Origin of the sequence: Pseudomonas sp. H26/SER47-MNA-CIBAN-0231 (assembly GCF_040310465.1) — a bacterium.
GTDB classification, from domain to species: domain Bacteria; phylum Pseudomonadota; class Gammaproteobacteria; order Pseudomonadales; family Pseudomonadaceae; genus Aquipseudomonas; species Aquipseudomonas atacamensis.
Genome location: NZ_JBEOPW010000015.1, coordinates 36,556 through 61,568 on the forward strand (window position 1 = coordinate 36,556; position 25,013 = coordinate 61,568).

Annotated in this window: 27 protein-coding genes; 2 read left to right on the forward strand and 25 right to left on the reverse strand. The window is 59.5% G+C overall.

All coding sequences use genetic code 11. The annotated features are described in order from the left end of the window. Nucleotides 1-148: 148 nt before the first annotated feature. The 17 genes from AAEZ10_RS20510 to AAEZ10_RS20590 form a co-directional block, all read right to left on the reverse strand. Nucleotides 149-1,177, reverse strand: a complete 1,029-nt coding sequence (locus AAEZ10_RS20510) for a phage late control D family protein (RefSeq protein ID WP_122704950.1) — start codon at nt 1,175-1,177, stop codon at nt 149-151. Between the two features lie 9 nt (nt 1,178-1,186). Continuing rightward, complete coding sequence (locus AAEZ10_RS20515) at nt 1,187-1,399, reverse strand: tail protein X (protein WP_073475989.1); 213 nt, start codon at nt 1,397-1,399, stop codon at nt 1,187-1,189. Next, on the reverse strand, nt 1,392-1,775 hold the full coding sequence (locus AAEZ10_RS20520; RefSeq protein ID WP_073475991.1) for a phage tail protein: 384 nt from the start codon (nt 1,773-1,775) through the stop codon (nt 1,392-1,394). Before AAEZ10_RS20520 ends, AAEZ10_RS20515 begins: the two co-directional genes overlap by 8 nt. After that, nucleotides 1,775-4,036 carry a phage tail tape measure protein gene (locus AAEZ10_RS20525; protein ID WP_350570758.1) on the reverse strand — a complete coding sequence of 754 codons (2,262 nt, stop codon included), beginning with the start codon at nt 4,034-4,036 and terminating at the stop codon, nt 1,775-1,777. Before AAEZ10_RS20525 ends, AAEZ10_RS20520 begins: the two co-directional genes overlap by 1 nt. Before the next feature lie 128 nt (nt 4,037-4,164). Then, nucleotides 4,165-4,746 (reverse strand): phage tail assembly protein, encoded by a 582-nt coding sequence (locus AAEZ10_RS20530; protein ID WP_110645912.1) that lies wholly within the window; start codon nt 4,744-4,746, stop codon nt 4,165-4,167. Between the two features lie 152 nt (nt 4,747-4,898). Next, on the reverse strand, nt 4,899-5,405 hold the full coding sequence (locus AAEZ10_RS20535) for a phage major tail tube protein (RefSeq protein ID WP_039762530.1): 507 nt from the start codon (nt 5,403-5,405) through the stop codon (nt 4,899-4,901). After that, nucleotides 5,405-6,571, reverse strand: a complete 1,167-nt coding sequence (locus AAEZ10_RS20540) for a phage tail sheath protein (RefSeq protein WP_110645911.1) — start codon at nt 6,569-6,571, stop codon at nt 5,405-5,407. The genes AAEZ10_RS20535 and AAEZ10_RS20540 overlap by 1 nt, the downstream gene beginning before the upstream one ends. A gap of 2 nt (nt 6,572-6,573) precedes the next feature. After that, entirely contained in the window at nt 6,574-6,759 is a 186-nt protein-coding gene (locus AAEZ10_RS20545) for a hypothetical protein (protein ID WP_039762525.1), read from the reverse strand. A gap of 231 nt (nt 6,760-6,990) precedes the next feature. Further along, entirely contained in the window at nt 6,991-7,569 is a 579-nt protein-coding gene (locus AAEZ10_RS20550; protein WP_237143809.1) for a phage tail protein, read from the reverse strand. A gap of 9 nt (nt 7,570-7,578) precedes the next feature. Then, nucleotides 7,579-9,192, reverse strand: a complete 1,614-nt coding sequence (locus AAEZ10_RS20555; protein ID WP_350570762.1) for a phage tail protein — start codon at nt 9,190-9,192, stop codon at nt 7,579-7,581. Continuing rightward, entirely contained in the window at nt 9,193-9,828 is a 636-nt protein-coding gene (locus AAEZ10_RS20560) for a phage tail protein I (protein ID WP_350570764.1), read from the reverse strand. Next, nucleotides 9,825-10,820 carry a baseplate J/gp47 family protein gene (locus AAEZ10_RS20565; protein WP_350570766.1) on the reverse strand — a complete coding sequence of 332 codons (996 nt, stop codon included), beginning with the start codon at nt 10,818-10,820 and terminating at the stop codon, nt 9,825-9,827. The genes AAEZ10_RS20560 and AAEZ10_RS20565 overlap by 4 nt, the downstream gene beginning before the upstream one ends. After that, complete coding sequence (locus tag AAEZ10_RS20570) at nt 10,817-11,149, reverse strand: phage baseplate protein (protein ID WP_073476009.1); 333 nt, start codon at nt 11,147-11,149, stop codon at nt 10,817-10,819. Before AAEZ10_RS20570 ends, AAEZ10_RS20565 begins: the two co-directional genes overlap by 4 nt. Before the next feature lie 14 nt (nt 11,150-11,163). Further along, a complete protein-coding gene (locus tag AAEZ10_RS20575) occupies nt 11,164-11,772 on the reverse strand; it encodes a phage baseplate assembly protein V (protein WP_122704941.1) in 609 nt (202 codons plus the stop codon). Between the two features lie 3 nt (nt 11,773-11,775). Further along, entirely contained in the window at nt 11,776-12,297 is a 522-nt protein-coding gene (locus tag AAEZ10_RS20580) for a hypothetical protein (RefSeq protein ID WP_350570768.1), read from the reverse strand. 71 nt (nt 12,298-12,368) lie between these two features. Continuing rightward, on the reverse strand, nt 12,369-12,707 hold the full coding sequence (locus tag AAEZ10_RS20585; RefSeq protein ID WP_024011844.1) for a phage holin family protein: 339 nt from the start codon (nt 12,705-12,707) through the stop codon (nt 12,369-12,371). A gap of 525 nt (nt 12,708-13,232) precedes the next feature. Continuing rightward, complete coding sequence (locus tag AAEZ10_RS20590) at nt 13,233-13,976, reverse strand: LexA family transcriptional regulator (protein ID WP_056783238.1); 744 nt, start codon at nt 13,974-13,976, stop codon at nt 13,233-13,235. Between the two features lie 202 nt (nt 13,977-14,178). Here AAEZ10_RS20590 and mutS point away from each other — a divergent pair, with 202 nt between their 5' ends. Together mutS and fdxA are read left to right on the forward strand one after the other, a co-directional pair. Beyond that, a complete protein-coding gene (gene mutS / locus AAEZ10_RS20595) occupies nt 14,179-16,761 on the forward strand; it encodes a DNA mismatch repair protein MutS (RefSeq protein WP_122704937.1) in 2,583 nt (860 codons plus the stop codon). A gap of 163 nt (nt 16,762-16,924) precedes the next feature. Continuing rightward, complete coding sequence (gene fdxA, locus AAEZ10_RS20600; RefSeq protein WP_125918009.1) at nt 16,925-17,248, forward strand: ferredoxin FdxA; 324 nt, start codon at nt 16,925-16,927, stop codon at nt 17,246-17,248. 530 nt (nt 17,249-17,778) lie between these two features. Here fdxA and rpoS read toward each other — a convergent pair. The 8 genes from rpoS to AAEZ10_RS20640 all read right to left on the reverse strand — a co-directional run bounded on the left by rpoS (nt 17,779) and on the right by AAEZ10_RS20640 (nt 25,003). After that, a complete protein-coding gene (gene rpoS, locus AAEZ10_RS20605; protein ID WP_016771451.1) occupies nt 17,779-18,786 on the reverse strand; it encodes an RNA polymerase sigma factor RpoS in 1,008 nt (335 codons plus the stop codon). A gap of 106 nt (nt 18,787-18,892) precedes the next feature. Then, on the reverse strand, nt 18,893-19,762 hold the full coding sequence (locus tag AAEZ10_RS20610; protein WP_073476023.1) for a peptidoglycan DD-metalloendopeptidase family protein: 870 nt from the start codon (nt 19,760-19,762) through the stop codon (nt 18,893-18,895). A 211-nt stretch (nt 19,763-19,973) separates the two neighbouring features. Further along, nucleotides 19,974-20,609 (reverse strand): protein-L-isoaspartate(D-aspartate) O-methyltransferase, encoded by a 636-nt coding sequence (locus AAEZ10_RS20615; protein ID WP_160768345.1) that lies wholly within the window; start codon nt 20,607-20,609, stop codon nt 19,974-19,976. A 38-nt stretch (nt 20,610-20,647) separates the two neighbouring features. Beyond that, nucleotides 20,648-21,397, reverse strand: coding sequence for a 5'/3'-nucleotidase SurE (gene surE / locus AAEZ10_RS20620; RefSeq protein WP_024011837.1), 750 nt, complete (start codon nt 21,395-21,397; stop codon nt 20,648-20,650). Further along, nucleotides 21,385-22,443: a tRNA pseudouridine(13) synthase TruD gene (gene truD, locus AAEZ10_RS20625; protein ID WP_110645902.1), complete on the reverse strand. Its 1,059-nt coding sequence runs from the start codon at nt 22,441-22,443 to the stop codon at nt 21,385-21,387. Before truD ends, surE begins: the two co-directional genes overlap by 13 nt. Then, a complete protein-coding gene (gene ispF / locus AAEZ10_RS20630; protein ID WP_039762489.1) occupies nt 22,440-22,913 on the reverse strand; it encodes a 2-C-methyl-D-erythritol 2,4-cyclodiphosphate synthase in 474 nt (157 codons plus the stop codon). Before ispF ends, truD begins: the two co-directional genes overlap by 4 nt. A gap of 43 nt (nt 22,914-22,956) precedes the next feature. Next, nucleotides 22,957-23,802: an S-formylglutathione hydrolase gene (fghA, locus tag AAEZ10_RS20635; protein WP_350570773.1), complete on the reverse strand. Its 846-nt coding sequence runs from the start codon at nt 23,800-23,802 to the stop codon at nt 22,957-22,959. An 88-nt stretch (nt 23,803-23,890) separates the two neighbouring features. Then, on the reverse strand, nt 23,891-25,003 hold the full coding sequence (locus AAEZ10_RS20640) for an S-(hydroxymethyl)glutathione dehydrogenase/class III alcohol dehydrogenase (RefSeq protein ID WP_007908835.1): 1,113 nt from the start codon (nt 25,001-25,003) through the stop codon (nt 23,891-23,893). Between the last annotated feature and the right edge of the window lie 10 nt (nt 25,004-25,013).

Below are 25,013 nucleotides of genomic sequence, written 5' to 3' on the forward strand. Positions count from 1 at the left end.
TGCGGTCTGCAGATCACTGCAAACACCTGTGGGAGCGAGCTTGCTCGCGAAAGCGGTGTATCAGTCGAATCGTGTTTTGAATGACAGAATGCATTCGCGAGCAAGCTCGCTCCCACAGGGATCTTCACCGCTGTGAAATTGAGGTGAATCAGTCTTTGGAATCGGCCTTCGGATCCAGGCACGACGCATCAATCAGGCAGCGATAGCTGTTCTCGCGACTGCCGCTGGCGGTGACCTTGTCGATCGACCAGCGTCCGCGCATGAAGTCCGGCCAGCTCTCATCGAGCAACAGCAGACCTTCGGCCGCCAGGCGCGGATCGCCCGGGCAGGTGATTTTCACTTTGTACTTCTGGCGCAACATCTTGCGTACTTCGCCCTCGCCAACTGCGATGGCATCCGCTTCGCTGGGCTGCTTCTGGCGCAGCGTCTTGAACGGCGCTACGCCCGTCTCGACCCAACGCAACACCCCGGCCGCCGCATCCCAGAAACAGGTCTTGCAGCCCTTGGCCTGCTCGCGGGCCGATTCTTCCAGCGTGGCGCTGATGAATGCGTGATCGCCGGGGCGATTGTTGTGGGTAACCGACAGCGTCACGTCCGGCAGAATCTGCCCCGACAACGACTTGGTCTGCCCGGGCCGCGCCAGCACATAAACATCGCCGTAAGGCTTGGCAACGACGTTGTATTTTTTCGCCAGACGCGTGACAAACCCCATGTCGGTCTCGTTGGACTGGTCGATGTGCTCGATGCGTATCAACGAAATCTCCGGCGCGACCCGTGGCGAAAATCCGTGCAGCTCCACCAGCTTGCGAAATAATCCACCCAACGTCGTTGGCCCATGACTGGCGGTGCGGCGCTGCTTGAAGCCGGTTTCATCATCCTTGCTGAATGGCGCCGCAGTGGCCACCAGGGTGAGGCGAAACGGAAACAGTGTCGGCGTCAGACGCGTCACTTTGAACAGGCCTTTATCGACCATTGCGGTTTCTCGATAACCGACTTGCAGGCCAATCTTGCCGCCCAGATTCGGCAACCCCTCAAGCCCCTCCAGATCGATAGTCAACGTCAGTTGATCGGACTCGAAACCGGCGGCGTCGATGTGCTCCCAACTGATCAGGCGCTGATTGAGCAGGGCCGCGTTGGCCCCGTAGATATTTACTGCCGGCGTGAATCCCAGTGCCATGCAACCTCCTTAATCCCAGGCCGTCGCCGCCTTGATCACGGCGGGTTTCACATCCAGTTCCGGCAGCACGACCCAGACACCAGCAGGCAGAATCGGCCCGTGTTCGGCCAGGGTCGGGTTGAGCTTCCACAGCGCTTCTTCGGCAGCGTCATCACTGCGACCGGTTTCGCGGTAGAGCAGCAGATTCACCGAATCACCGGCCACACTTCGTGCTTTACGCATTGTTGAACTCCGCCAGTTCGATGACCCAATCGACTACCATCGCCGTACCGTCATCGATGATCTGGGTCTGGGTTTCCTGCACGCTACTGATCCGCCACAGGCCCCAGTTTCGACCAATCCCGTCGATCAACGGCAGCGGGATACGCAGCGCCTGCAAAGCTCGCAATTCATCGAGCCGATCCATGGCTATGGCGTACATCGACTTGCCGGTAATGGTCAGGGTTTCCGGTTTCTGTCCGGTCTGGCTGGACTTGGGTTTGCTGGTGAGGATCTGTATCTCGGTCCAGCCGCCGTCAGACTTGCGCAGCAACTGGTGGTACGCAAAGTTGCGCGACAGGCCGAAGATGAAACTGCCCAATGCCATTTGTTGTTTCATCAGGCGACTCCATCGGTCAGGGCCGCGTCGCGGCGGGTGGCGAGGGGGTTGGTACTCATTGTCGACATGAACTGAGTACTGAAATGGTTTTGCATCACTTGAGAGATCACCGCGCCGACTTTTTCCGAGCTGGCGATTTCGCTGCCGCTGATCTGAATCGACGGCGCATAGGTGATCTGCTGGTTTTGCGTCTGAGCGTTGCTCAGGTCCTTGGCCACTTGCGCGGGAGGCGCGAGTTTGTCCTCGGCAGGCTTGCCCCATTGTTCACCGACGTAAGAACCGAGCATTCCGCCCAGAGTCCCACCGAGGAATGTCCCAATACCGGGCGCAATGAAGGTACCGATCGTGGCGCCAATGGCAGTGCCGGCCAGCTCGCCGGCGGCACCTTTGACCGCTTGGTCATCGCCTTCGCGCCAACCTTTCAGTCCGGTATAGGCCGCGTGCGCGATGGCCAGCGGCGCTCCCAGTTTTACCGCTGGCAGCGCTTGGGCGATTTTGGGCATGACCTTGGCGCCAACGCTTTCGACCAGGGGCATAAGCTTGGCAACGGGCCCTTTGAGTCGCGATGCCATCTCGCTGTTGCCCAGGCCATCGGCGAACAGTTTGAAGCCCGTTTTGATGTCATCAAACAGAGGCGCGACCTTGGCCGTGAGCCCATCCAAACGAGTGCTCCCACTGGCGCGTGGAACTGTCGTGCGCGCCGATGTTCTGGCCGGCGTGCGTCGACCCGGTCGACGACCCGCTCGTTTGTTTTTCCGCCCGCCATCAGAGACATCGTCACCGACGATGGCATCAGCAATATCGGGGGGCAATCGCGTCGTCGCCAGACGTAACAGCTTCGCGGAAACGGTGTCGATGACTGACGCAACGCCGGTTTTCAGCGCCCCGCCAACAAAAGGAAGAGCAGCGGCACCAAGCAGAACCAATCCTGCAGTAAGCGCCGGGAAAGCCTGCGCCGCAGTACTCACGCCATTGGCCATCGCGGTGAGCACCACTGCGGCACCATCGGCCAACGGCGCCAATGCCGTGCCGAATGCGGTGGTCATCCGGGTCAGACTCGCATCGAGCGCATTCCAGCGCCCTTGCGACGTATTGCCAAATACTTCGGCGGATTTCGCGGCTGCCCCCGAATCGGCGCCCAGTTCCGATGTCGCGTATTGGCGCTTGTCGGCCACTTGGGAGAATGCGTTTTTTACATCCTCTGGTTTCTTCAGCAGTTCAAGAACTCTGACGTCGTTTTCGCCAAACAGCGTCTTCGTCAGTGTTGCCCGTTCTTGCAGCGGTTGTTTATTGAGTGCAGCAAGCACCGAGTTGATGGCAGCGGGAGCGTCCTTGCGCATCTCTCCTGCCAACGATTCGGGATTCAACCCTAACTGGCTCAGAGCCGTACGTTGCTCCGTCGATACATCTGCGCCCTTCGCCAGCAGCGAAGCAATACCCTTCAACGCGGCGCTGGCGCCCTCCTTGTCTGCGCCACTGTTGAGCAGTGCCGCCGCAAACGCGGCCGCTTGTTCCGGAGTCATACCGGCAGTAATTGCAGCCTCGCCGGAACGTTGCACGACCGAACCGATGTCGGCGGCCTTGGCATCCAGGCCACTGTTGCCGAGATAGCTCGTTGCATCGGCCAGATCCTGGCTCTGATAGCGATCCAGCTTCAGCGATGAACGCCAGGCCGCCAACATCTCGCCAGCCGTTTTGACGTCCATCCTGAACGCCGCTGCGTTGATCGCGGCATCACGGGAGAACCACTTCAGCTCGTTCGCCCGTTGCTCACCCCTGGCGCCATCGGCAATACCGGATCGTGCTGCGGCGACTTGAACTTGCAACAGGTCAGCGTTGGTGGCACCACTGGCCGCCACCTGTTTCTCGCTGGCGAGTTCCAGAGTGCGTTGTGAATGCGTTTGCAGTTGGTCGTTGCTGATCTTGAGCAACTGATTGAGTTCAACCAGCGCAGTCTCGTTGGCCATCGCCGGCTGCATCAGCTTCGGCGGCGGACGCTGCTCGATCCCGGCGTTGAGTTTTGACTTTGGTTCGCTCGTGGCGGGGGCGGCGGCGCCAACCTTGAACAACAACTGCTGACTGACCAGTAGCTCCCGCAGCTTGATCTGTTCCTGGGTCAGCAAACGAATATCCACGCTTGCCATCGCTAGCGTCACATTCAAATCCTGCAGCGGTTTGCCGAGGTTGTCGGGCAACGAAAATCCGTCCGTTGCATTGCCGCTCTCACCGGCGTACGTGAGCGCATATTTGCTCTCTGCCATGCCGCTCTACTCCTGTTTCACGCCAAGGCGAGTGATCGCTATGTCGTAGCGGCGCAACGCCTTTTCGGCGTCCCATTCCAGAATCTCCGCCTCACTTACCGGGTAAATGAGCGGGACGATATCGAGGATTACTTCGATGTCACGTTCCGAAAGTAGGCCGCCGGCTGGTTTAAAAAATCGTCGATGCGCACCTGCAATTGCGTCCAGTCCGGGACGGTGAGCTGGGCCAGATCGGGGATCATCAGGCCGGTGCAGTGGGCGGTGATGAATTCGGCGCGTTCCTTGGCCGTTTTCAGTTTCTTCATCACTTTGGTGGCGCGCAGCACGGGCATTTCCAGGCTCAGCGAGTCGACGGTGCGGCCGGTGACGGCGAGCGGTTGCAGCAATTGCACTTGATCGGGATCGTCGAATTTCTCCGCGTCCTCGATCTGGTCGAGAAAGTACGAACTCGGCCGGGTCGACATCTCATGGACGTACTGGGCGATGCTCACGTAGTCCGGGCGTTTGAGCTGATCGAGTTCCTTGACCGACAGGCCGGTGGCGAGCAGCGCCAGCTCGAAGAACTGATCGTCTTCGTCATCGCCGGCGCGTTCCAGCGCTTCTTTCTGTGCGGCGTAGAGCAGCGGTTTGAGCTGGATCGATTCGATCTGCGAGCCATCGTCGCCGGTGATCGGCGACAGCAGTTCGTGTTGGGGTGGCATCCACGGCATGTATGAATTCCTTGGTGATTCGTTTAGATCCACTGTGGGAGCGAGCCTGCTCGCGAAGGCTTTGGCACATTCGAAATTGATATAACTGAATGACCGCTTTCGCGAGCAGGCTCGCTCCCACAGGGTTTTGTGATTTGCCGGTAAACCGAGGTTTACGGCATCAACACCGCGCGCCGTGCATCACCAAGGATGTCGACGCCGTTGAGCACGAACTTTTGCGTGCGCACGTCGATGTCGATCACCGGCACGCCGTTTTCAAGGCGGTTGTAGGTGCGGCAGGACAGTTCCAGATTGGTCTTGGGCTTCTCGCCCATTTTCACTGCGGTTTCCTCAAGGGATTTCAACTGGCCGCCGACGGTGTGGTAGGTGAACCAGGTGTTGCCATCCTGATCCTGACCGGCTTCACGCACGTTCAGCAGAATGTCGTCGCCGAGCTTCACGCCCAGCGCCAGCAGTACTTCGGCACCGAGGCCTTGCAGGGTCAGCTTGGCGCCGAGCGCTTTGCCGCCCTTGGCCATTTCTTCGACGATGAAGCGCCCGCCGCGCATCTCTTCCATGTCGAATTCGATTTTCGGCGGGGTGAATTCCTCAACGGTCGCCGACAACGGCAGGCCTTGCAGGGTGGCCGCGATGGCCTGTCTTACGCGGTTGGTAAACATTAGAGAACGTCCTCCAGGAACTGCTCGATGATTTCATCGCGGGCGTTGAGTTGATAAACCATGTGTTCGTTCGGCGCGTAGCGGCCGTAGTCGATGACCACGTACCAGGTGCCGTTCTTGTACTTCTCGACGCTGTTGAGTTCCGGGTGCAGATACACGCTGCCGCCGGGAATGGTTTCGTCGGCGACCAGGGTCTGCAGCCAGTCGTTGATGCGCTTGACCTCTTGATCCATGAAGGATTTGGTGAGGTTCTTGGCCATGGCTTTCTGGCCGGCCTTGACCAGCTTGCGGCTGATCGCATCTTCGAGGCCGACGTAGCTGATGAACTTGCCGGTGATCGAGCGGTTGCCCAGCAGCGAGAAGCCGCCAAGCACGGTGCGGGCGTAGTAGCTGACGCCGTAACGGTTGAGCAGATCGCCTTCGGTGGACGTGTCGAGGATGTTGTACTCGACGACCCGCGAAACGTCTTCGGCGAAGGTCACCTGGTTGCCCGGGCTCTCCCACTGCTTGACCTTGGCCAGCGCGGCAATCGCCAGACTGGAGGGCGACAGGAAGACGTTTTTCTTCGCAGCCTTCGAATACACGGCGGGCATGTTGTGCACCACCAGGCAACGGTCGAAACCGAGTTCGGCGCCGCCGAGTTCCTGGCTGTACAGCACCTGATCGGCCACCGACACATCCTTGCCGTCCAGCACCACGCGGGCCTTGATGCGCTTGCCGAACGCGGCGAACTCACCGGCCACCGCTTTGCTGCCGGTGAAGCCCGGCGCGCCGATGATGGTCAGGTCTTCCGGGACACTGCCCAGCGCCGCCAGACCGAGCTTGCGGCCCGTGGCCGGCTCGACACCGCCGATCACATTGTTGACCGTGTCGGCCGGCGTCGCGCCTGCTTCGACGATGACTACGTACACCGGCACCTTGACCACTTTGAGGATCTGGTAAACCGCGTGATACAGCGTGCCCTCTTCCGACCCGGTCGGATCGAGCAGCGCATGGGTGGTGAAGCTGTTGATGCGAAACGGCGCGTTTCGCGGAATCAGCGGATCGGCTTTCGGCGCAGTGCCGACCAGACCGATAACGTTGTCACCCAGGCCACCCATGGCCTCGGGGGATTCGGTGGCATTGACGGTAATGCCGTTGTGCTCGAAGTTCAGAACCTCAGCCATGTTCAGTCAGCCTTCTTGGCAGCGGCCTTTTTGGCCTGGGTGATAGGGGTTTTCGGCTCAAGTCGACCGGCAAAGTGCAAGGCACTGGCCTCGACATCGAGCAGATCGAGTTCTTGACCAACGCTCGACCAGTGCCCACCGCCGGTGGGGAATGGGACGAGCACGGTGTAGGTTTGGCGGGTTGCCATTTTTCGTTTCTCCATAAACGGGAAAGCCCCTCGTGGGGAGGGGCTTGGCGGGTGTTGAATGTTTTGGCCGTCAAATTAAACGCCCCGATAGGCGGGGCGTTTCATGAGGTGCCGGTTGAGGCCGAGTGGGCTGGTACCTGCAGTACCAGGATCCGTCTGGGTAATGAGTTCACGGATCCAGGCCCCTCGGACTATTCGCTATGCGGAACTGAAAACGTACGACGCGCACCTTTAACCCTGCGCACGCTCAATGCCAGCAACAGTCGCTTGAATAGCCTTGATTGCTTTGTCGACGATCTGTCGTGCTTCATCGATTGCACCAACTGCAATATTGGCCTTGACCAGTTCTTTCGCCTCCAGACGTCTTTCGCGGATCAAGTAAAGGACCTCCGCGTACCTGGTGGCCTCGATCAGGATACCGTCGGCCGCCTCCTGAGGCGTGCGGCCCGAGATTGCCCAGGCAGCAACGCTGCGTGGTACCACATCTTCGGGATAGCCAGCGTCTTTGAATGCTTGCGCTTCGGCCGCCGCTTGTTCATGTTCGACCGCCCGGAATGGATCGCCGGCAGCAATCCGCCGCGCTTGGTCGGCGAAGTTATCAATCCTCGCGCACAGGTCAGCGGCGGTAGGCAAAGGCTCACCGTCATGCTCCCATTGGCCTTTCCACTCGCCGGTATCACTGATTCGCTCACCTTTGAATCGTGGATTCCAGCAAGGTTGAGGCAATTGGACAGCCGTCCAATTTACGGCCCCGCCCGGGGTATCTGTGGCATAGAGAAATCGCCCGGTTTGATCAATGACAAAAATCATGTTGCCCCCTTAAGCCGCTTGGACACAGAAACTGAATTGGCAGCGATAACCACCCACACCCGACGTGGATCCAATCGAGTAATCCAGGACGACCTCGCCCGTGGTTTCCACGCGCCATGACAACAAACCGAACCCAAGCTGAGCACTGGTCGCCCAACCGCCTGCGCCGCTCATTCTGCTGAGGGGGCGAAAGCCTGGTGGAAGCGTGAACATGACCAATGCATCGCTACCGCTACTGACCCAGCGAGCAACATCGAGGCTCACATAGATATTGCCATTGGCTCTCCAGTATCGAGAGGAATGATTGTCGGTGAAGCCGTTGATAAATGCTGGAACCTGGAGGTTAGGCGCAGAGAAGTTCGCAAAAGCACTGCTGACAACGCTGTTGGTCTGGCCTTGAGTATAGCTATCGACAATTCCGTAGCCCGCCAACGTATTGGGTTTTCCTGAGCTGATTTTGCTCCAGTCCAGAGCGGGAACATCCGATGCGATCAGGTTCCCGCCGCTGGTAGCCAACCCTTTGGCATTAACGGCAATTTTTGTGTAAGTGCCGGCAGAAACGCCCGAGTCGGCCAACGCTAGTGAAATGTTGGCGTTTGCCGAGCCGTCAAACGAAGTGCTACCGCTAGCCGCGCCGGAAATGGCAATGCTGCGCGCCGTTTCAAGCTTGCGAGCGGCAACCGCTGTGCTATTGATCCCGAGGGCGTCGGTGATGCCGAACCCAGCCAACGTTTGCGGATTCGCACCTGCTGTCGCCCGACCGTATTCATCAACGGTCAGACTCTTGTAAGTCCCGGCAGCAATCCCGGTTCGCCCGGCGAGCATCTTGAATTGCAGCGCGGTGGTGCCGAGGGTGATCGGCGCATTGGTGGTCAGGTGCCACAGCGAATCTCCATTCGCTACGCCCTCCTCCACCATGACCGTAAGACCCGGCGTAACCTTGGCGCTGCTGTTGGCATCGGTGGCCCGCACCCAGTCGCCATTGGCAACAATCCACAGACCGTTGTCCTTGGCCAGCGTCTGGCTCGGCAACAGCACGCGATCGCCGGCCACCACGGCAACACCATCAACCTGCTGGGCTCCGCTCAACACGACATTGCCGGTGGCAGCGACGCGCACCGACTGCTTGCCATCGAGCTTGCCGAGTTCTTCGGCCAGATAACTCATGACCCAGGCACGCGTAGCCTTAACCACCGTGTCATCAATCAACAACGTCACCAGAGACGCATTGCTCGTTTCGAAAATCGAGCGAATGTAAAACTCTTTGCCCGATCCCGACGTCGCCAGCACCGGTTTAAACGACTCCGGGTATTTGACGATGGCGTAGAGAATGCCGGTGTCGGTCCACAGCCCTGCTTCGCGCACATACCAGCCGCCAACATCCGGCGGAATAGTCACTTCGGCGAGCAGCCAGCTCGGGTTTTTCTCGTCCTGGAACAGCGCATTGAGCGGCCCGCGCCAGACTTCGCGTTTCAGCGCAGTGGCGGTCGCGGCCGGGTTGTAGACCGTGCCGCCGCCGTCGCCGACGGATATCTGCGTCAACTTGATCGGCGTGCCCGCGGCTTTACACGCCGTTTCGTAGGCAATCCCTGCGTTGGTGAGCAGGGTGTAATAGTCAGCCATTCAGGCCCCCTGAGGATAAATAGTGGATGTTTCGACGGTGTACAACGCAGCGGCCATAAATGCCCCGCCAGAGGTTTCAAGGCCTTCGATGAACACCGGATAAACCGTGGTCAGTTCGCCGCAAAACGTCGCGGCGCCGATGACGTGATTGCCGAACGCGCTCAAGCCGACCGAGACCGTCAGCACATCGCGTTCGCTTTTGGCATCAGCCAAACGGCGGTCGAGACGTGCATCGATTTCTTCGCTGTAGGGTTGGTCGCTGAAGGCACGCACGGAAAAGCTGTACGGCGCGCCGGGCGGTGTCTGTTCGTACCAGGCGCGGATCTCGGGTCTTAATTGCAAACCCTTGGCGGCGTTTTCCAGGGCCTTGCGAGTGCCGGCCTGGCGCGCGGTGGGCCAGGCGAGTTCGACGGTGAGGCGCTTCTCCGCCACCGGCGCATCAGTGCTCCATTCGGCGACGCCACGATCGGCAGCCAGATAAGGCAGGAAGGCCACCGGCGTTTCGCTGGGATTCATCAGTTCGGGAAACGGCGGCGTGATGCGATCGAGCAAGGCGCCGAAGCCCAGATCCAGTCCGCGCTCAAGGGCCGAGCTGTTGGCCGGCAGCAAGGTCGGCCGCTGAGTTTGTTCACTCATAGCGTCAGCACCTCAACTTCGACCGCTGTGCAATACGGCGCCTGAAACGCGGTGGTCACGATCGGCGCCAGCGGTTCGAGAATCTGCAGTTGCACGGCGCCGGCGCTGTGCAGCGTGTAGTCGATCCAGCTCGGATCGACCCGGCCTTCGAGGCGATGGCAACTGTCGGCATACGCTTGCAATTGTGCTTGCGCCGCGACCTTGGTCAGGCCCGAGTCGGGGCCGGAATTGATCTTGGCGACAACGCGGATTTTGTAGCGCTGGATCTCGGCAGCCTTGACGGTAACGAGATCAGTTTCCGGGCGCACGTCTGGACGAGCAAAGTGCTGACGGACGCCCTCGAGCAACGCTTCGGAAGGCGTGCCATCGCCGTCTCGAGAAAGCACGGTGACTTGCACTTCGCCCGGCGCAGTGCGACGCCCGTTGCCATCCTTGACCTGCGCGGCGAGGCCGTCGGGATCGAAGGTGTAGGTGACGTTTACCACGCCGGAATCAGTGGACTCAACCTGCACCGTGGGCCGCTCGCCGAGGGTGAACACCTCGCGGCGATACTGCATCCGCGAACCCGCCGCCGGTGCATGAGGTGCCAGGTAATAACGCAACCGAGCGTCGTCATCACTTTCATAAATCGCCGGCACTGGCGGAAATGCCGCCGGGTCGCCGGGATCGAGCAATTGCCGCTCCAAGCCCATATCCGCCAGCCGCGCATCGAGATTGCTCCCGGTCGCCCACCACGCCAGCATCTGCTTGATACGTGCATTGTATTTACGCTCATGGGTTTGCAGACGCACGCAGAACGCTTCCAGCGCGAGGGTCAGCAATTCGCTTTCGTTTTCCAGACTCGCCTTTAGTTTCACGGCGCTGGCCGGCGAGCGAGCCCCCACGTATTCGATGACGAAAGTCTTGAACTCGGCGAGCAAGTCTTCGAACGCTCCGACCGTGATCAGCGCGGGTTCGGCCAGCTGATTCTGGCCAGGGATCAGCATGCTCATGTCAGCACCTCGAAGGTTTGTTGGCGGTTTTTCCAGGTGCCGGCGAAGCGCAGCAGCAGGCCGTCGCCGTAACGACTGGCGACAATTACTTGCGGCTGAAAATCGTCGATGCCGTTTTGCGAGTTGTAGAACGCTTGCGCGGCGTGGCTCTGTGCCAGAAGCAGAATGTCGTCACCGAGGTTCTGCCCGAGGAGAGTGGGAATCAGCGAACCGTACAAAGGTCGTTTCTGCCGGGTGCCCAGCGGTGTGGTCAGGGCTCGGGTCGCGCGCTGCACGAATTGCAGCCAGTCGTCGACCGTGGCCCCGCTTTCTCTATCGATTCCGATCATGGGAGGCTCTTGAATCAGGGGCTGATGACGCGGCCCTGGTGATCGACCAAGGGGCCGCTGAAGTGCACGCCCGAGGCGTCGATGCTCAGGCCGACGGCGCCCAGTTGCAGGGTGATCAGTTGTGGCGTCATGGCCAGACGTGCAGGGCCGATGCTCAGTTCGAGCGACTCGCGAGACCCGTTGAATTGCGCGGGTCCGTTGAGCCAGTGCAAGGCGTGGCTGGCGTCGTCGTAACCGCTTTCGCTGCCGTCCTGATGTACCCGACGGGTCAGCGTCGGCACAGTCGAGGCCGGGGGGAAACGGTCACTGTTCAAGCCGAACAACGCCACAGTCTGCGCACCGCTTTCACCGCTGCCATAGTTGAACAGCAGGCACTGCTCGCCCACCGTGGGGATGCGCGATTCGCTTTGCGCACCGGCGCTAGGGTTGAAGAACTTGATCGCCGGGGTGAGCAATCCACCATGGCTGACCTGGCATGTATTGCTCGCCGCATCAATTGACTGGCAGATGCCAATGCGACAGAAACTCTCGGCGCGGCGGTGCAAGTCTTCGATTTCCGCTTCCATTTCCGCCAGACGCTCAATGATCGGGCCGAGTTGCATGCGCAGTAATGCATCGAACATCGGTCAGCCCTCCAGCGCGGTGTACTGGTCCGGGTCGTCGATGTTGCTGACTTCCCAGGTGCGAGCGAATTTCGGCATGCCCAGTGGATCGTCGAGCAGGGTCGTGCCGAGGTAGAGCGTCTGCTCGAAGGTCAGGGTCCAGGCTTTGTATTGTTGATCAGCACTGATAAGCAACGATGGCAAGCCATCGATATTCAGGGGCAGATCGCATTGATCGCCGGGCAATCCCCAGCGGTTGTCGGTGATCAGGTTTTTCAGCACGGCGATCAGATCGCACGCTGCAAAAGCGGTCGCAGAAAGCGCCGGGATAACTTGCAGTGACAACGTCATTACATGAGCGATACGCCCATCAGCGCCACGCACGCCGGACGCATTTCGGGCAAAGTCGATCAGTACCCAGGCTTGAGCGCCCGCCGCTGTGAAATCAGCGTGACTACCGACATTGAGGTTGAGACCGGCGGTGTTGCGCAGTGTCGTCGCGATGGTTGTGAACAGTTGCGACGGCTGCTGGATCGGTGTGGGCATACATGACCTCCTTTTCATTCGTCCACGTGCAGCCCTGACGCCGACATGGCGGCACGGAAAAATATTCAGGGTTAAGGCTGGTCGCGCGGGGGCACTTCACAGACGCCGATGCGCTTGGCCGCCCAGCGCTCGTAAAGGCCGATGGCGACATCGGCGCCGGCCATGGCGGTCAGGCAGCCAAACGCACCAGCGGCCCAGATCGACATGCCAGCGGCGTACAGCAGCATGATTGCCGACACCCCGCAGATCATGCAGGCGCCGGAACGCAGAGCCAGACGCCGCACCAGCGACCAGCCGCGTGCGCCCTCCTTGTCGGCGCGCCACATTTCGCCGGACACCCCGCCGACGACAGCGAGGAGGATGACCAGCCAGATCGGCATGTCCGCCAACGCTTGTTGCTCGTTTGTCATGTCACGCCTCCGTGGGTGATTGATGAGTGATGGGTTGGTTCAAACGGTTTCTCTTGAGGCAGGCATTCCAAAAAGCCCGGCGCTTGTACACCGGGCTTTTCAGTAATGCGCTCCTTCGCCTTCCTTCCAATCCTGTGTTCGAGAAGGAAGCTGACTTTTCGGCGCTACTGGCGCGGTACGAGTCCATTCAGATTGTTTTTCCGACCGCGGTCCCTGCCCGCCGGATAACTGCTTCTGGTGCTTTACGCTGCACACCCGGGTCAGTTGCCAACCCTCTGAACCGTTGAGGCCGGTTCATCGCTGCCTGTTCTTGTGGAACTAAAGAGCTTGTCTTGCCAGCCGCTTTGTCGAGCGGCTTGGTGGCAAGAATATGCATGGATGCATATACAGTCAATGCGTAAATGCATTTATTTATGCATTAAATTTGCGCCTATGCATGAAACCCAAGCGGGCCAAGGGGTGGGGAGATTTGTGCAGGCGAAAAAAAACCTGCCGAGGGGCAGGTTTCAGTTGGATGAACGAGAGTTAGCGGGCGTACATGCCCCACCAGAAGACGTGACCGAGGATGACGATCTGCTCTTCCTGGATTTCCTGGAAGCTATAGTCCTCGTCCGGATGCTCGTCGCGATTGAAGCTGCGCAGACGGATGCCGGTGGGCAGGCGATAGAGTTGTTTCACGCGCAGCTGGCCGTTGTGATTGATCGCATACAGATCGCCATCGATGATGTCGCCGATGCCGCACTTGCCGGCGTTGACGCCGACGGTGGCGCCATCGCGAAGAACAGGCAACATGCTGTTGCCGCGCACCGTCACGCATTTGGCCTGGTCGAATTGCACGCCGTTGTGGCGCAGGCTGCGCTTGCCGAAGCGCAGGCTAGAGCGCTCGCTCTCTTCGATGACGAATCTTCCTGATCCAGCAGCCAATTCAACCTCGCGTAGAAAGGGCACCGACACCTCGTCGTCATCGACGGGCGTGTCGTCGTCCCACAGGCTTATGTCCTTGAGTTCCGCATGCACGTCAGCGCGAGTGCCGGCCGCCGTTGGTGCGACATCCGCGCGCCCGCGCAACTGATCGGTGCTGACGTTGAAATATTCAGCGATCTTCGAGATGTGTTTATCCGAAGGATCGACAATCTTCCCGCTGAGAATCCGCGAGAGCGTTGATTGAGGCACGCCGGTGCGACGGTGGAGCTCCGTGGGGGAGATCCCGTGCTGGTCGAGCAGTGCTCTTAAGACGGAGGAAACGTTGCGTTTTTGCATAACGCGCATAGTGCTTGAAGTTTTTCCCGATGACAAATGCTGATTTGCATAAATCGTGCATAGATCAACTTTTCTCCACAAGCAAAGGCTCACCCGACAGCAGTGCCTGCGTCGGGCTGACTGCCCATGGTAACCTTGCGCCCATCGCGGAAAAGCCCGGCCAATGCCCGCGCTTTGCCCTACATCTTTTAACGAGTTGCCCGACAATCCGATGAATAAAGCCGTCTCCGACCTGTCCTCCCACACTCCGATGATGCAGCAATACTGGCGCCTGAAGAATCAGCACCCGGACCAGCTGATGTTCTATCGCATGGGCGATTTCTACGAAATCTTCTACGAAGATGCGAAGAAAGCCGCCAAGTTGCTGGACATCACCCTGACCGCGCGCGGGCAGTCGGCGGGTCAGGCGATTCCGATGTGTGGGATTCCTTACCACGCGGCGGAAGGTTACCTGGCGAAACTGGTCAAGCTCGGCGAGTCGGTGGTGATTTGCGAGCAGGTCGGCGACCCGGCCACCAGCAAAGGCCCGGTGGAGCGCCAGGTCGTACGGATCATCACGCCGGGGACAGTCAGCGACGAGGCGCTGCTGGATGAACGCCGCGATAACCTGATCGCAGCTGTATTGGGCGATGAGCGTCTGTTCGGTCTGGCGGTGCTGGATATCACCAGCGGCAACTTCACCGTGCTTGAGATCAAAGGCTGGGAAAACCTGCTGGCGGAACTGGAGCGGGTCAACCCGGTGGAACTGTTGATTCCGGATGACTGGCCAAAAGACCTGCCGGCGGAAAAGCGCCGTGGCGTACGTCGTCGTGCGCCGTGGGATTTCGAGCGTGATTCGGCGCTGAAAAGTCTCTGCCAGCAGTTTTCCACCCAAGACCTGAAAGGCTTCGGCTGCGAAAACCTGACCCTGGCCATCGGCGCTGCCGGCTGCCTGCTTGCCTACGCCAAAGAGACCCAGCGCACCGCCCTGCCCCACTTGCGCAGCCTGCGTCACGAACGTCTCGACGACACCGTGGTGCTCGACGGCGCCAGCCGGCGCAACCTGGAGCTGGACACTAACCTGGCCGGCGGCCGCGACAACACACTGCAATCGGTGGTCGATCGCTGCCAGACCGCCATGGGCAGTCGCTTGCTCACTCGGTGGTTGAATCGACCGTTGCGCGATCTCACAGTGCTGCTCGCCCGCCAGACGTCGATCCGCTGCCTGCTCGACGGCTACCGTTTTGAAAAGCTGCAACCGCAGCTCAAGGAAATCGGCGACATCGAGCGGATCCTGGCGCGAATCGGTCTACGCAACGCGCGACCACGTGACCTCGCGCGTCTGCGCGATGCACTCGGCGCGCTGCCCGAACTGCAAGTGGCGATGACCGAGCTGGAAGCGCCGCACCTGCAGCATCTGGCGGCCACCACCAGCACCTATCCAGAACTGGCGGCGCTGCTGGCCAAAGCCATCATCGATAACCCGCCTGCGGTGATCCGTGACGGCGGCGTGCTGAAAACCGGTTACGACAGTGAACTCGACGAACTGCAATCGCTGAGCGAAAACGCCGGCCAGTTCCTCATCGATCTCGAAGCCCGGGAGAAGGCCCGTACTGGCCTGGCCAATCTAAAAGTTGGCTACAACCGTATCCACGGCTACTTCATCGAACTGCCGAGCAAGCAGGCTGAATCGGCGCCGGCCGACTACATCCGCCGGCAGACGCTCAAAGGCGCCGAGCGTTTCATCACGCCCGAGCTGAAAGAATTCGAAGACAAGGCGCTGTCGGCCAAGAGTCGCGCGCTGGCTCGGGAAAAAATGCTTTACGAAGCGCTGCTCGAAGACTTGATCAGCCAGCTGCCACCGCTGCAGGACACCGCCGGCGCATTGGCCGAGCTGGATGTGCTGAGCAACCTCGCCGAGCGTGCCTTGAACCTCGACCTTAACTGCCCGCGTTTCGTCAGCGAGCCGTGCATGCGCATCACCCAGGGTCGTCACCCGGTAGTCGAGCAAGTGCTGACCACGCCGTTCGTGGCCAACGACCTGAGCCTCGATGACAACACGCGCATGCTGGTCATCACCGGCCCGAACATGGGCGGTAAATCCACTTACATGCGGCAAACCGCTTTGATCGTGTTGCTGGCGCATATCGGCAGTTTCGTACCGGCCGCCAGTTGCGAGTTGTCGCTGGTCGACCGCATCTTCACCCGTATCGGCTCAAGCGATGATCTGGCCGGTGGTCGCTCGACCTTCATGGTCGAGATGAGCGAAACCGCCAACATCCTGCATAACGCCACCGAGCGCAGTCTGGTGCTGATGGACGAAGTCGGGCGCGGTACCAGCACCTTCGACGGTCTGTCGCTGGCGTGGGCGGCGGCCGAGCGCTTGGCTCATCTGCGCGCCTACACCCTGTTTGCTACGCACTATTTTGAACTGACCGTGCTACCGGAAGCCGAACCTCTGGTAGCTAACGTGCATCTCAATGCCACCGAGCACAACGAACGAATCGTGTTCCTGCACCATGTTCTGCCTGGGCCTGCCAGTCAGAGCTATGGCTTGGCAGTCGCACAACTGGCGGGTGTGCCGAGCGAAGTGATCTTGCGCGCGCGCGAGCATCTGAGCCGTCTGGAAGACACCGCCCTGCCCCACGAAGCGCCGAAATCGGCAGCCAAGGGCAAGCCGTCGACACCGCAGCAAAGCGACATGTTCGCCTCGCTGCCACATCCGGTACTCGACGAATTGGCGAAAGTGGATCTGGACGACATGACGCCACGGCGTGCGCTGGAAATGCTCTATGCACTGAAGAACCGGATATAAGCACTGAAGAAGCGGATATAACGCAAATCGCTTCAAGCTGTTAGAATCTCGCGCGGTTCGGGATGCTGCTGGCTCATAGCCTGGTCAGCAAGTATCGCTCCCGAACCTGGCGACCCCAACCGTGAAGGGGCAACGCTGCCGCCGCCTGAGGAGAAAATTAGAAATGACCTTCGTCGTCACCGACAACTGCATCAAGTGCAAGTACACCGACTGCGTAGAAGTCTGTCCGGTGGACTGCTTTTACGAAGGCCCGAACTTCCTGGTGATTCACCCGGATGAGTGCATCGACTGCGCGCTGTGTGAACCAGAATGCCCGGCTGTGGCGATCTTCTCGGAAGATGAAATCCCGGCTGGCATGGAGAACTTCATCGAGCTCAATGCCGAGCTGGCGGATATCTGGCCGAACATCACCGAGAAAAAAGAATCGCTGCCGGATGCCGAAGAGTGGGATGGTGTCGAAGGCAAGATCAAACAACTCGAACGCTGATCTACCCCGCGCTCGACTGAAAGGCCCCTTGTGGGCCTTTTTGCTTTTGCAGGTTTTACTTTTCTGCAGACGAAAAAAGGGGCGGTATGACCCGCCCACATTTTTTCCCTATTCCCTGTAGTCCTTTTCATCGTCCTGATGAATCGCCTCCTGCGATGTCCGTTCCCCTCTTCCATGAAGGGCGTGTCTGTCCGTCGACACAGTTGAGATATTAGAGAGTTTCTGGAGACGAGCAATTGGCCCTCGGCGTACGCGCACTCTGTCACAAGGACATAACATTTACGAAATAATTAACAAAATCAAAAGGTTGCTCACTGCAAGTTAGCGCGATCGCCTTCCACCGAAGTGTAAAAATAACGAACACTTACGACACAGTAAGCAAAGGCTTACAGCGCGAGACTACAAACTCAGAAAATGCTGACCACTCGTCTGGCACCTCGCCCGACAACGCGATGCACGAGACAGGCATAAACAAAAAGCCCCGACTGATTGAATCAGCCGGGGCTTTTTGCGGGCGGTCGATCAGGCGCTTATTGGAACAGCGACTCGCTCGACAGGCCATTCTTCTCCAGGATCTCGCGAAGGCGCTTGAGGCCTTCCACCTGGATCTGCCGTACCCGCTCGCGGGTCAGACCGATCTCCAGGCCGACATCTTCCAGCGTGCTGCTTTCGTGACCGCGCAGGCCGAAGCGGCGAATCACCACCTCGCGCTGCTTGTCGGTCAGTTCCGACAGCCATTGATCGATGCTCTGCGACAGGTCGTCGTCCTGCAGCAGTTCGCACGGATCGGTAGGACGATCATCCGTGAGGGTGTCCAGCAGGGTTTTATCCGAATCCGGACCCAGCGAGACGTCGACCGAAGAAACCCGTTCGTTCAGGCCGAGCATGCGCTTGACCTCGCCCACCGGTTTTTCCAGCAGGTTGGCGATTTCTTCGGGTGAAGGTTCGTGGTCGAGTTTTTGCGTCAGCTCCCGTGCGGCCCGCAGGTACACGTTGAGCTCCTTGACCACGTGAATCGGCAACCGGATGGTCCGGGTCTGATTCATGATCGCGCGTTCGATGGTCTGACGGATCCACCACGTAGCGTAGGTCGAGAAGCGGAAGCCGCGCTCGGGATCGAACTTTTCCACCGCGCGGATCAATCCGAGGTTGCCCTCTTCGATCAGATCCAGCAGCGACAGCCCCCGATTGACGTAACGCCGGGCGATCTTGACCACCAGCCGCAGGTTACTTTCGATCATGCGCTTGCGCCCGGCCGGATCGCCACTTTGCGACAAGCGCGCAAAATGAACTTCTTCTTCCGGGGAGAGCAGAGGGGAAAAGCCGATTTCGTTGAGATACAGCTGCGTGGCATCAAGTGCCCGAGTGTAGTCGATGTATTTATGTTGTTTGAGTGTGGCGGAGTGTCTGGATTTGGAACGAACGGAAGGTGGAGCAGCCCCTTCATCATTCAACATCGAATCCGAATCGATGCCGGTCTCCATAAGGAGAACCTCATCGTCGATGTCAAACTCCGGCACTTCTTTACTGAGAGCCATTGTTATAGTCCTTTGGTGAGTTCGACCCCAAGCTCAAGCGACGCCTTTATCCTTGGCAACGCTGGAGCCTGTCCCCTCTACGCGACGGAACAGGCTGGCCTACAAATCAACGTCTTGGCAGGAACTGCAGCGGATCCACAGGTTTACCTTGGCGGCGAATCTCAAAATGCAGTTTCACCCGGTCTGTACCCGTTGACCCCATTTCGGCAATTGTCTGTCCGACCTTGACCTGCTGCCCCTCCCGAACCAACAGCCTGCGGTTATGTCCGTAAGCACTGACGTAGGTTTCGCTGTGTTTGATGATGACCAATTCGCCGTAGCCCCTTAAGCCACTCCCGGCGTATACGACCGTCCCATCAGACGCAGCTAAAACAGGCTGTCCCAAATCTCCGGCGATATCAATTCCTTTATTCAAACTACCGTTTGAAGAGAATTTTCCAATCAGAACGCCATTAGATGGCCATCCCCAGCCGGTCGGGGCCGGGCCTGCCGGAGGCAGTGGAGCGGGTGCAGGTTTGCTCGCGACGGACGGTACAACCCCTTTGGAACCGGTGGTTGTAGTGGTTGTGGTGCCATTCGCCTGGCGCCGGATTACCGTGGTTTTACTCGACGAAGAAGCTGAAGAACTGGAGTTGCTCACCACCGCTGTCGGCGTTGAACCGCTGCGCCCGTCGAAGCGAATTGTCTGACCCGGATGGATCGTATACGGCGTAGGAATATTGTTCCGGGCGGCGAGGGTTTTGTAGTCCCAGCCGTAACGAAAGGCGATCGAAAACAAGGTATCGCCGGGGCGGACTACATATTGTCCGGTAGTAACGGTCGGACGTTGCGCGACCGAATTATTGCGATCGACAACCCGTACGTTGCTCGATTTGGTGCTGGAGCAACCGACCAGCAAGGTGCTCAAGACAAGGCCAGTCACCAGGCGCTGAAAGCTCGTGTTACCCATACGCTGCGCAATGACTGTGAGACTCACCCGCCGCTCCCTTTGTGGTGGCTGAAAATTCTGAATGCCGCACTGCGGCATGAAGTGTCGCAAGTATAACGGGCCGAAACGGCTTTACCTTTAATGAAGCGAAATCACCGGACGCACACGTTTGCCAGGGGCAAGTACGCTGCGTTTAAACTCTGGCTGCCGGTGTAAGACCGGCGCCGTTGAAAGGAATTCAGCGCCTGCTCGCAAATGCTCAGGCCAGTGGCCCGTTGAGCAAAGGCACGAAACGCACAGCGCCCAAAACGTGTCGGGAAAAGCCATGTTCTTCGCGCACGATCAGCATCAGTTGTTGCACTTCACCGGAGCCGACCGGAATCACCATGCGCCCACCAGGGGCCAGTTGATCCAGCAAAGCTTGCGGTACATCGGTGGCGACGGCGGTGACGATGATGCCGTTGTAGGGCGCCAGCGCTGGCCAGCCTTCCCAGCCATCGCCCCAGCGAAACACCACGTTACGCAGGTTCAGCTCGACCAGACGCTCCTTGGCGCGATCCTGCAACACCTTGATGCGCTCGACGGAAAACACCCGTTCAACCAGTTGCGACAACACCGCCGTCTGGTAGCCGGAACCGGTGCCGATCTCCAACACTTTATCCAGCGGGCCGGCCTCCAGCAGCAGCTCGCTCATGCGCGCCACCATATAAGGCTGGGAGATGGTCTGGTTGTTGCCGATCGGCAGCGCGGTGTCTTCGTAAGCGCGGTGCGCCAGCGCCTCGTCGACAAACAGATGACGCGGCGTGCGGCGGATCACTTCCAGCACCTTGGCGTTCGATACGCCTTCTTCATACAGCCGCTGGATCAGTCGCTCGCGCGTACGCTGGGAGGTCATGCCAATGCCGCTGCGCAGGCGGTCGTCATGTTCACGCATCAGCTCAGCCCCCCCAGCCAGCCATCAAGACTTCTGAAGGCATCATTGAAAGTGCGATCGAGCTGCAACGGTGTGATGGACACATAGCCCTGCATCACGGCATGAAAATCGGTGCCCGGGCCGCCGTCTTCAGCGTCGCCGGCAGCGGCGATCCAGTAACCGGCCTTGCCGCGCGGATCGACCACTTTCATTGGCGCCGCCGCGCGGGCGCGATGGCCGAGACGGGTCAACTGGATACCACGGATGTGATCAATGGGCAGATTGGGAATATTCACATTGAGTACCGTGCGCGGTGGCAGATCGAGCCCAGCGTGGGCCTCGACCAGTTTGCGCGCAAAGTAGGCCGCAGTCGGCAGGTTATCCACCTGACGCGAGACCAGTGAAAAGGCAAACGATGGGCGCTCGAGAAATCGTCCTTCAAGGGCTGCCGCCACGGTTCCGGAATACAGCACGTCGTCACCGAGGTTGGCGCCCAGGTTGATGCCGGAAACCACCATGTCCGCTTCGCGCTCAAGCAAGCCGTTGAGGCCCAGGTGAATGCAATCGGTCGGTGTGCCGTTGAGGCTGATAAAGCCGTTGGCCAGGTATTGCGGGTGCAGCGGACGGTCGAGCGTCAGCGAACTGCTGGCGCCGCTTTTGTCCTGCTCCGGGGCGATAACCACGCATTCGGTGTAATCCGCCAGCGCAGCATAAAGCGCGGCGAGACCGGGCGCGGTTACCCCATCGTCGTTAGAAATCAGAATACGCATGGGCTGTCCGTCTGCCCCACCGGCACCAGATCAACGAGCTCGCGCACCAATACGGTGGCAAAGCATCCGGCCGGGAGGACGAATTCCAGTTGCAGAATGTCAGGTTGGGGATAATGCCACGTCAACCCGCCAATGGGCAGCCGCAGGATGCGACGTTCATGGCTCATGCCGGCGTGGATCAACCAGTCACGCAGATCCGCTTCGCGGGCGGCGATCTCCTGCTCCAGTTCATGGACTGCGCCAGCGGTTGGCGAGTCACCTTCGCCCCACTGCGGACCGGTCGGGTGCAGGTCGAGAATCGACAGACGCGGGTCGCTGCATTCGGCTTCGCCGGCCGGGAAAAAGCTGCGGCTGTCAGTAAAGGCCAACAGATCGCCCACCAGTGCGGTGTTCCAGGTGCCATCGGCGACGCGCGCCGCCAGCACCTGGTTGAACAGAAAGCTGCGCGCCGTCGACAGTAACCGCGATCGCACATTACGCTGTTCCGGCAAAGCCTTGCGCGCCGCCCACGCCCGCGCATCGACAACGTTGCCGCCATCATGGCCGAAGCGCTGAGCGCCGAAATAATTGGGGATGCCTTGTTTGGCGATCAGTTGCAGGCGCTGTTCAATCGCATCTTTGTCGCCATTGAATTGAGTCAGGCGCAGGGTGAAGCCATTAGCCGAATGCGCACCACGTTGCAGCTTGCGCTTGTGGCGCGTGGTCTTGAGGATCTTCAGCGTGTCGTTTTCCGCCGCCGACAGATCCGGATCGGCCTTGCCCGGCAGTTGCACGCTGAACCACTGTCGGGTCAGGGCCTGACGGTCTTTGAGGCCGGCATAGCTGACGGTGCGCAACGGCACGCCGGCTGCCTTGGCGATCCGCCGTGCCGCTTCTTCGGTATTGAGGCCGCGCTTTTCCACCCAGATCCACAGATGTTCGCCGTCACCGCTGAACGGAATATCCAGCACTTCATCGACCTGGAAATCTTCGGCGATGGCTTTCAGTACCGCTGTGCCGAGGGGTTCGCCATAGGCCCGTGGGCCGAGTAATTGCAGTTCATTCATGCGCGCAGCAACAAGGCAACGGAGTGCACGGCGATACCTTCTTCGCGACCGACAAAGCCAAGCTTTTCGGTGGTGGTAGCTTTGACGTTCACTTGATCCAACTCAACTTGAAGATCCGCCGCGATCAGCGCGCGCATCGATTCGATATGCGGCGCCATTTTTGGCGCCTGGGCAACGATGGTGTTGTCGACGTTGCCGACTTTCCAGCCCTTGGCGTGGATCAGACTGACCACATGACGCAACAGCACACGGCTGTCGGCGCCCTTGAATTGCGGATCGGTGTCCGGGAAGTGTTTGCCGATATCACCCAGCGCCGCCGCGCCGAGCAAGGCATCGCTCAAGGCGTGCAGCAGGACGTCACCGTCGGAATGAGCGAGCAGCCCGAAGCCGTGTGCAATCTGCACGCCGCCCAGAGTAATGAAATCGCCTTCAGCGAAACGGTGCACATCGTAGCCGTGGCCAATACGCATAAAAAAACGCCCCGATTTTTGTCAGGGCGTGATTCTACCTGCATTAACCGCGCAGAGCGCGTGCGTGATGCTGCAAGTGGTCGTCAATGAAGCTTGAGATGAAGAAATAGCTGTGGTCGTAGCCAGGTTGCAGGCGCAGCTCCAGCGGATGCGCCGCTTGTTTTGCTGCGTGTTGCAAGGCCTCGGGTTTCAATTGCGTGGCGAGGAAATCGTCACGATCCCCTTGATCGACCAACAACGGCAACTTCTCCGTCGCCTCTGCGATCAGCACACAGGCATCCCACTCCTTCCACTTCGAACGGTCTTCGCCCAAATAGTTGGAAAAGGCCTTCTGACCCCACGGGCAATCGATCGGATGGGTGATCGGCGAAAAGGCCGAAACCGATTTATACCGCCCAGGATTGCGCAAGGCACAGACCAAAGCACCGTGGCCGCCCATGGAGTGACCGCTGATACTGCGCTTGTCGGACGCGGGGAAATGCGCTTCGACCAGAGCAGGCAATTCCTGCACGACATAGTCATGCATCTGATAGTGCCGCGCCCACGGTTCCTGCGTGGCGTTCAGATAAAACCCGGCGCCGAGACCGAAATCCCAAGCCTTGTCTGCATCGTCCGGAACATCCGGACCGCGTGGGCTGGTATCCGGGGCGACGATAATCAAACCAAGCTCGGCGGCCACGCGCATCGCACCGGCCTTCTGCATGAAATTCTCATCGGTGCAGGTCAGCCCGGACAACCAGTACAGCACCGGCAGCTTGCCGCCCTGCTCCGCTTGCGGCGGCAGGTACACGGCAAAGACCATGTCGCAATCAAGCACTTCGGAGCGATGGCGATAACGCTTGTGCCAGCCACCGAAACTCTTCTGACAGGAAATGTTTTCCAGATTCATAGCACTTCAGCCGCAAGCTGCGAGCTTCAAGCTGCAAGAGGGCGTTGCGCCTGCTTGCAGCTTGTGGCTTGTCGCTTGCCGCTGCTCCTTAGAAATGAATGACGGTGCGGATGCTCTTGCCTTCGTGCATCAGGTCGAACGCCTTGTTGATATCTTCCAGGCCCATGGTGTGGGTGATGAAAGTATCCAGCGGGATTTCGCCGCTCTGGGCCATGTCGACGTAACTCGGCAATTCAGTACGGCCACGCACGCCGCCGAACGCCGAACCGCGCCAGACGCGACCGGTAACCAACTGGAACGGACGGGTAGCGATTTCCTGACCGGCACCGGCGACACCGATGATGACCGACTCGCCCCAGCCTTTGTGGCAGCACTCAAGCGCGGCGCGCATCAGTTGCACATTGCCGATGCACTCGAAGGAGAAGTCGACGCCGCCATCGGTCATGTCGACGATTACTTCCTGGATCGGACGATCAAAGTCTTTCGGGTTCACGCAATCGGTGGCACCCAGTTGTTTGGCGATTTCGAACTTGGCCGGATTGATGTCGATCGCAATGATCCGCGCAGCCTTGGCTTTCACCGCGCCGATCACGGCCGACAAGCCAATACCACCGAGACCGAAGATGGCCACGGTGTCACCCGGTTTAACCTTGGCGGTATTGAGCACGGCGCCGATACCGGTGGTCACGCCGCAACCGAGCAGGCAGACCTTTTCCAGCGGCGCGTCTTTGGAGATCTTGGCCACGGAGATTTCCGGGAGCACGGTGTATTCCGAAAACGTCGACGTCCCCATGTAGTGGAAAATCGTTTCGCCCTTGTAGGAAAAGCGCGAAGTGCCGTCCGGCATCAGGCCCTTGCCTTGGGTGGCGCGAATCGCCTGGCAGAGGTTGGTCTTGCCCGACTTGCAGAATTTGCACTGGCCGCATTCCGGGGTGTACAGCGGAATGACGTGGTCGCCGACGGCAACCGAGGTCACGCCCTCGCCGATCGCTTCAACGATGGCGCCACCTTCGTGGCCGAGGATCGACGGGAAGATGCCTTCCGGGTCTGCGCCGGACAAGGTGTAGGCATCGGTGTGGCACACCCCGGAAGCGACAACGCGCAGCAATACTTCACCGGCCTTGGGCATGGCGACATCGACTTCTACGATTTCCAGCGGCTTCTTGGCCTCGAAGGCAACGGCGGCGCGCGACTTGATCATGCTGACTCTC

Excerpts from the sequence above, each read along its gene's own strand:
- AAEZ10_RS20580 (WP_350570768.1), bottom strand. The coding sequence starts at position 12,297 with ATGCCCACACCGATCCAGCAGCCGTCGCAACTGTTCACAACCATCGCG.
- AAEZ10_RS20615 (WP_160768345.1), bottom strand. The coding sequence starts at position 20,609 with ATGACCTCCCAGCGTACGCGCGAGCGACTGATCCAGCGGCTGTATGAA.
- AAEZ10_RS20555 (WP_350570762.1), bottom strand. The coding sequence starts at position 9,192 with ATGGCTGACTATTACACCCTGCTCACCAACGCAGGGATTGCCTACGAA.
- AAEZ10_RS20520 (WP_073475991.1), bottom strand. The coding sequence starts at position 1,775 with ATGAAACAACAAATGGCATTGGGCAGTTTCATCTTCGGCCTGTCGCGC.
- surE (WP_024011837.1), bottom strand. The coding sequence starts at position 21,397 with ATGCGTATTCTGATTTCTAACGACGATGGGGTAACCGCGCCCGGTCTC.
- AAEZ10_RS20550 (WP_237143809.1), bottom strand. The coding sequence starts at position 7,569 with ATGATTTTTGTCATTGATCAAACCGGGCGATTTCTCTATGCCACAGAT.
- AAEZ10_RS20640 (WP_007908835.1), bottom strand. The coding sequence starts at position 25,003 with ATGATCAAGTCGCGCGCCGCCGTTGCCTTCGAGGCCAAGAAGCCGCTG.
- AAEZ10_RS20575 (WP_122704941.1), bottom strand. The coding sequence starts at position 11,772 with ATGTTCGATGCATTACTGCGCATGCAACTCGGCCCGATCATTGAGCGT.
- fghA (WP_350570773.1), bottom strand. The coding sequence starts at position 23,802 with ATGAATCTGGAAAACATTTCCTGTCAGAAGAGTTTCGGTGGCTGGCAC.
- AAEZ10_RS20530 (WP_110645912.1), bottom strand. The coding sequence starts at position 4,746 with ATGCCGTGGATGCCACCCCAACACGAACTGCTGTCGCCGATCACCGGC.
- AAEZ10_RS20585 (WP_024011844.1), bottom strand. The coding sequence starts at position 12,707 with ATGACAAACGAGCAACAAGCGTTGGCGGACATGCCGATCTGGCTGGTC.
- rpoS (WP_016771451.1), bottom strand. The coding sequence starts at position 18,786 with ATGGCTCTCAGTAAAGAAGTGCCGGAGTTTGACATCGACGATGAGGTT.
- AAEZ10_RS20540 (WP_110645911.1), bottom strand. The coding sequence starts at position 6,571 with ATGGCTGAGGTTCTGAACTTCGAGCACAACGGCATTACCGTCAATGCC.
- AAEZ10_RS20515 (WP_073475989.1), bottom strand. The coding sequence starts at position 1,399 with ATGCGTAAAGCACGAAGTGTGGCCGGTGATTCGGTGAATCTGCTGCTC.
- fdxA (WP_125918009.1), top strand. The coding sequence starts at position 16,925 with ATGACCTTCGTCGTCACCGACAACTGCATCAAGTGCAAGTACACCGAC.
- AAEZ10_RS20565 (WP_350570766.1), bottom strand. The coding sequence starts at position 10,820 with ATGAGCATGCTGATCCCTGGCCAGAATCAGCTGGCCGAACCCGCGCTG.
- ispF (WP_039762489.1), bottom strand. The coding sequence starts at position 22,913 with ATGCGTATTGGCCACGGCTACGATGTGCACCGTTTCGCTGAAGGCGAT.
- AAEZ10_RS20570 (WP_073476009.1), bottom strand. The coding sequence starts at position 11,149 with ATGATCGGAATCGATAGAGAAAGCGGGGCCACGGTCGACGACTGGCTG.
- truD (WP_110645902.1), bottom strand. The coding sequence starts at position 22,443 with ATGAATGAACTGCAATTACTCGGCCCACGGGCCTATGGCGAACCCCTC.
- AAEZ10_RS20560 (WP_350570764.1), bottom strand. The coding sequence starts at position 9,828 with ATGAGTGAACAAACTCAGCGGCCGACCTTGCTGCCGGCCAACAGCTCG.
- AAEZ10_RS20545 (WP_039762525.1), bottom strand. The coding sequence starts at position 6,759 with ATGGCAACCCGCCAAACCTACACCGTGCTCGTCCCATTCCCCACCGGC.
- AAEZ10_RS20510 (WP_122704950.1), bottom strand. The coding sequence starts at position 1,177 with ATGGCACTGGGATTCACGCCGGCAGTAAATATCTACGGGGCCAACGCG.
- AAEZ10_RS20590 (WP_056783238.1), bottom strand. The coding sequence starts at position 13,976 with ATGCGCGTTATGCAAAAACGCAACGTTTCCTCCGTCTTAAGAGCACTG.
- AAEZ10_RS20525 (WP_350570758.1), bottom strand. The coding sequence starts at position 4,036 with ATGGCAGAGAGCAAATATGCGCTCACGTACGCCGGTGAGAGCGGCAAT.
- mutS (WP_122704937.1), top strand. The coding sequence starts at position 14,179 with ATGAATAAAGCCGTCTCCGACCTGTCCTCCCACACTCCGATGATGCAG.
- AAEZ10_RS20535 (WP_039762530.1), bottom strand. The coding sequence starts at position 5,405 with ATGTTTACCAACCGCGTAAGACAGGCCATCGCGGCCACCCTGCAAGGC.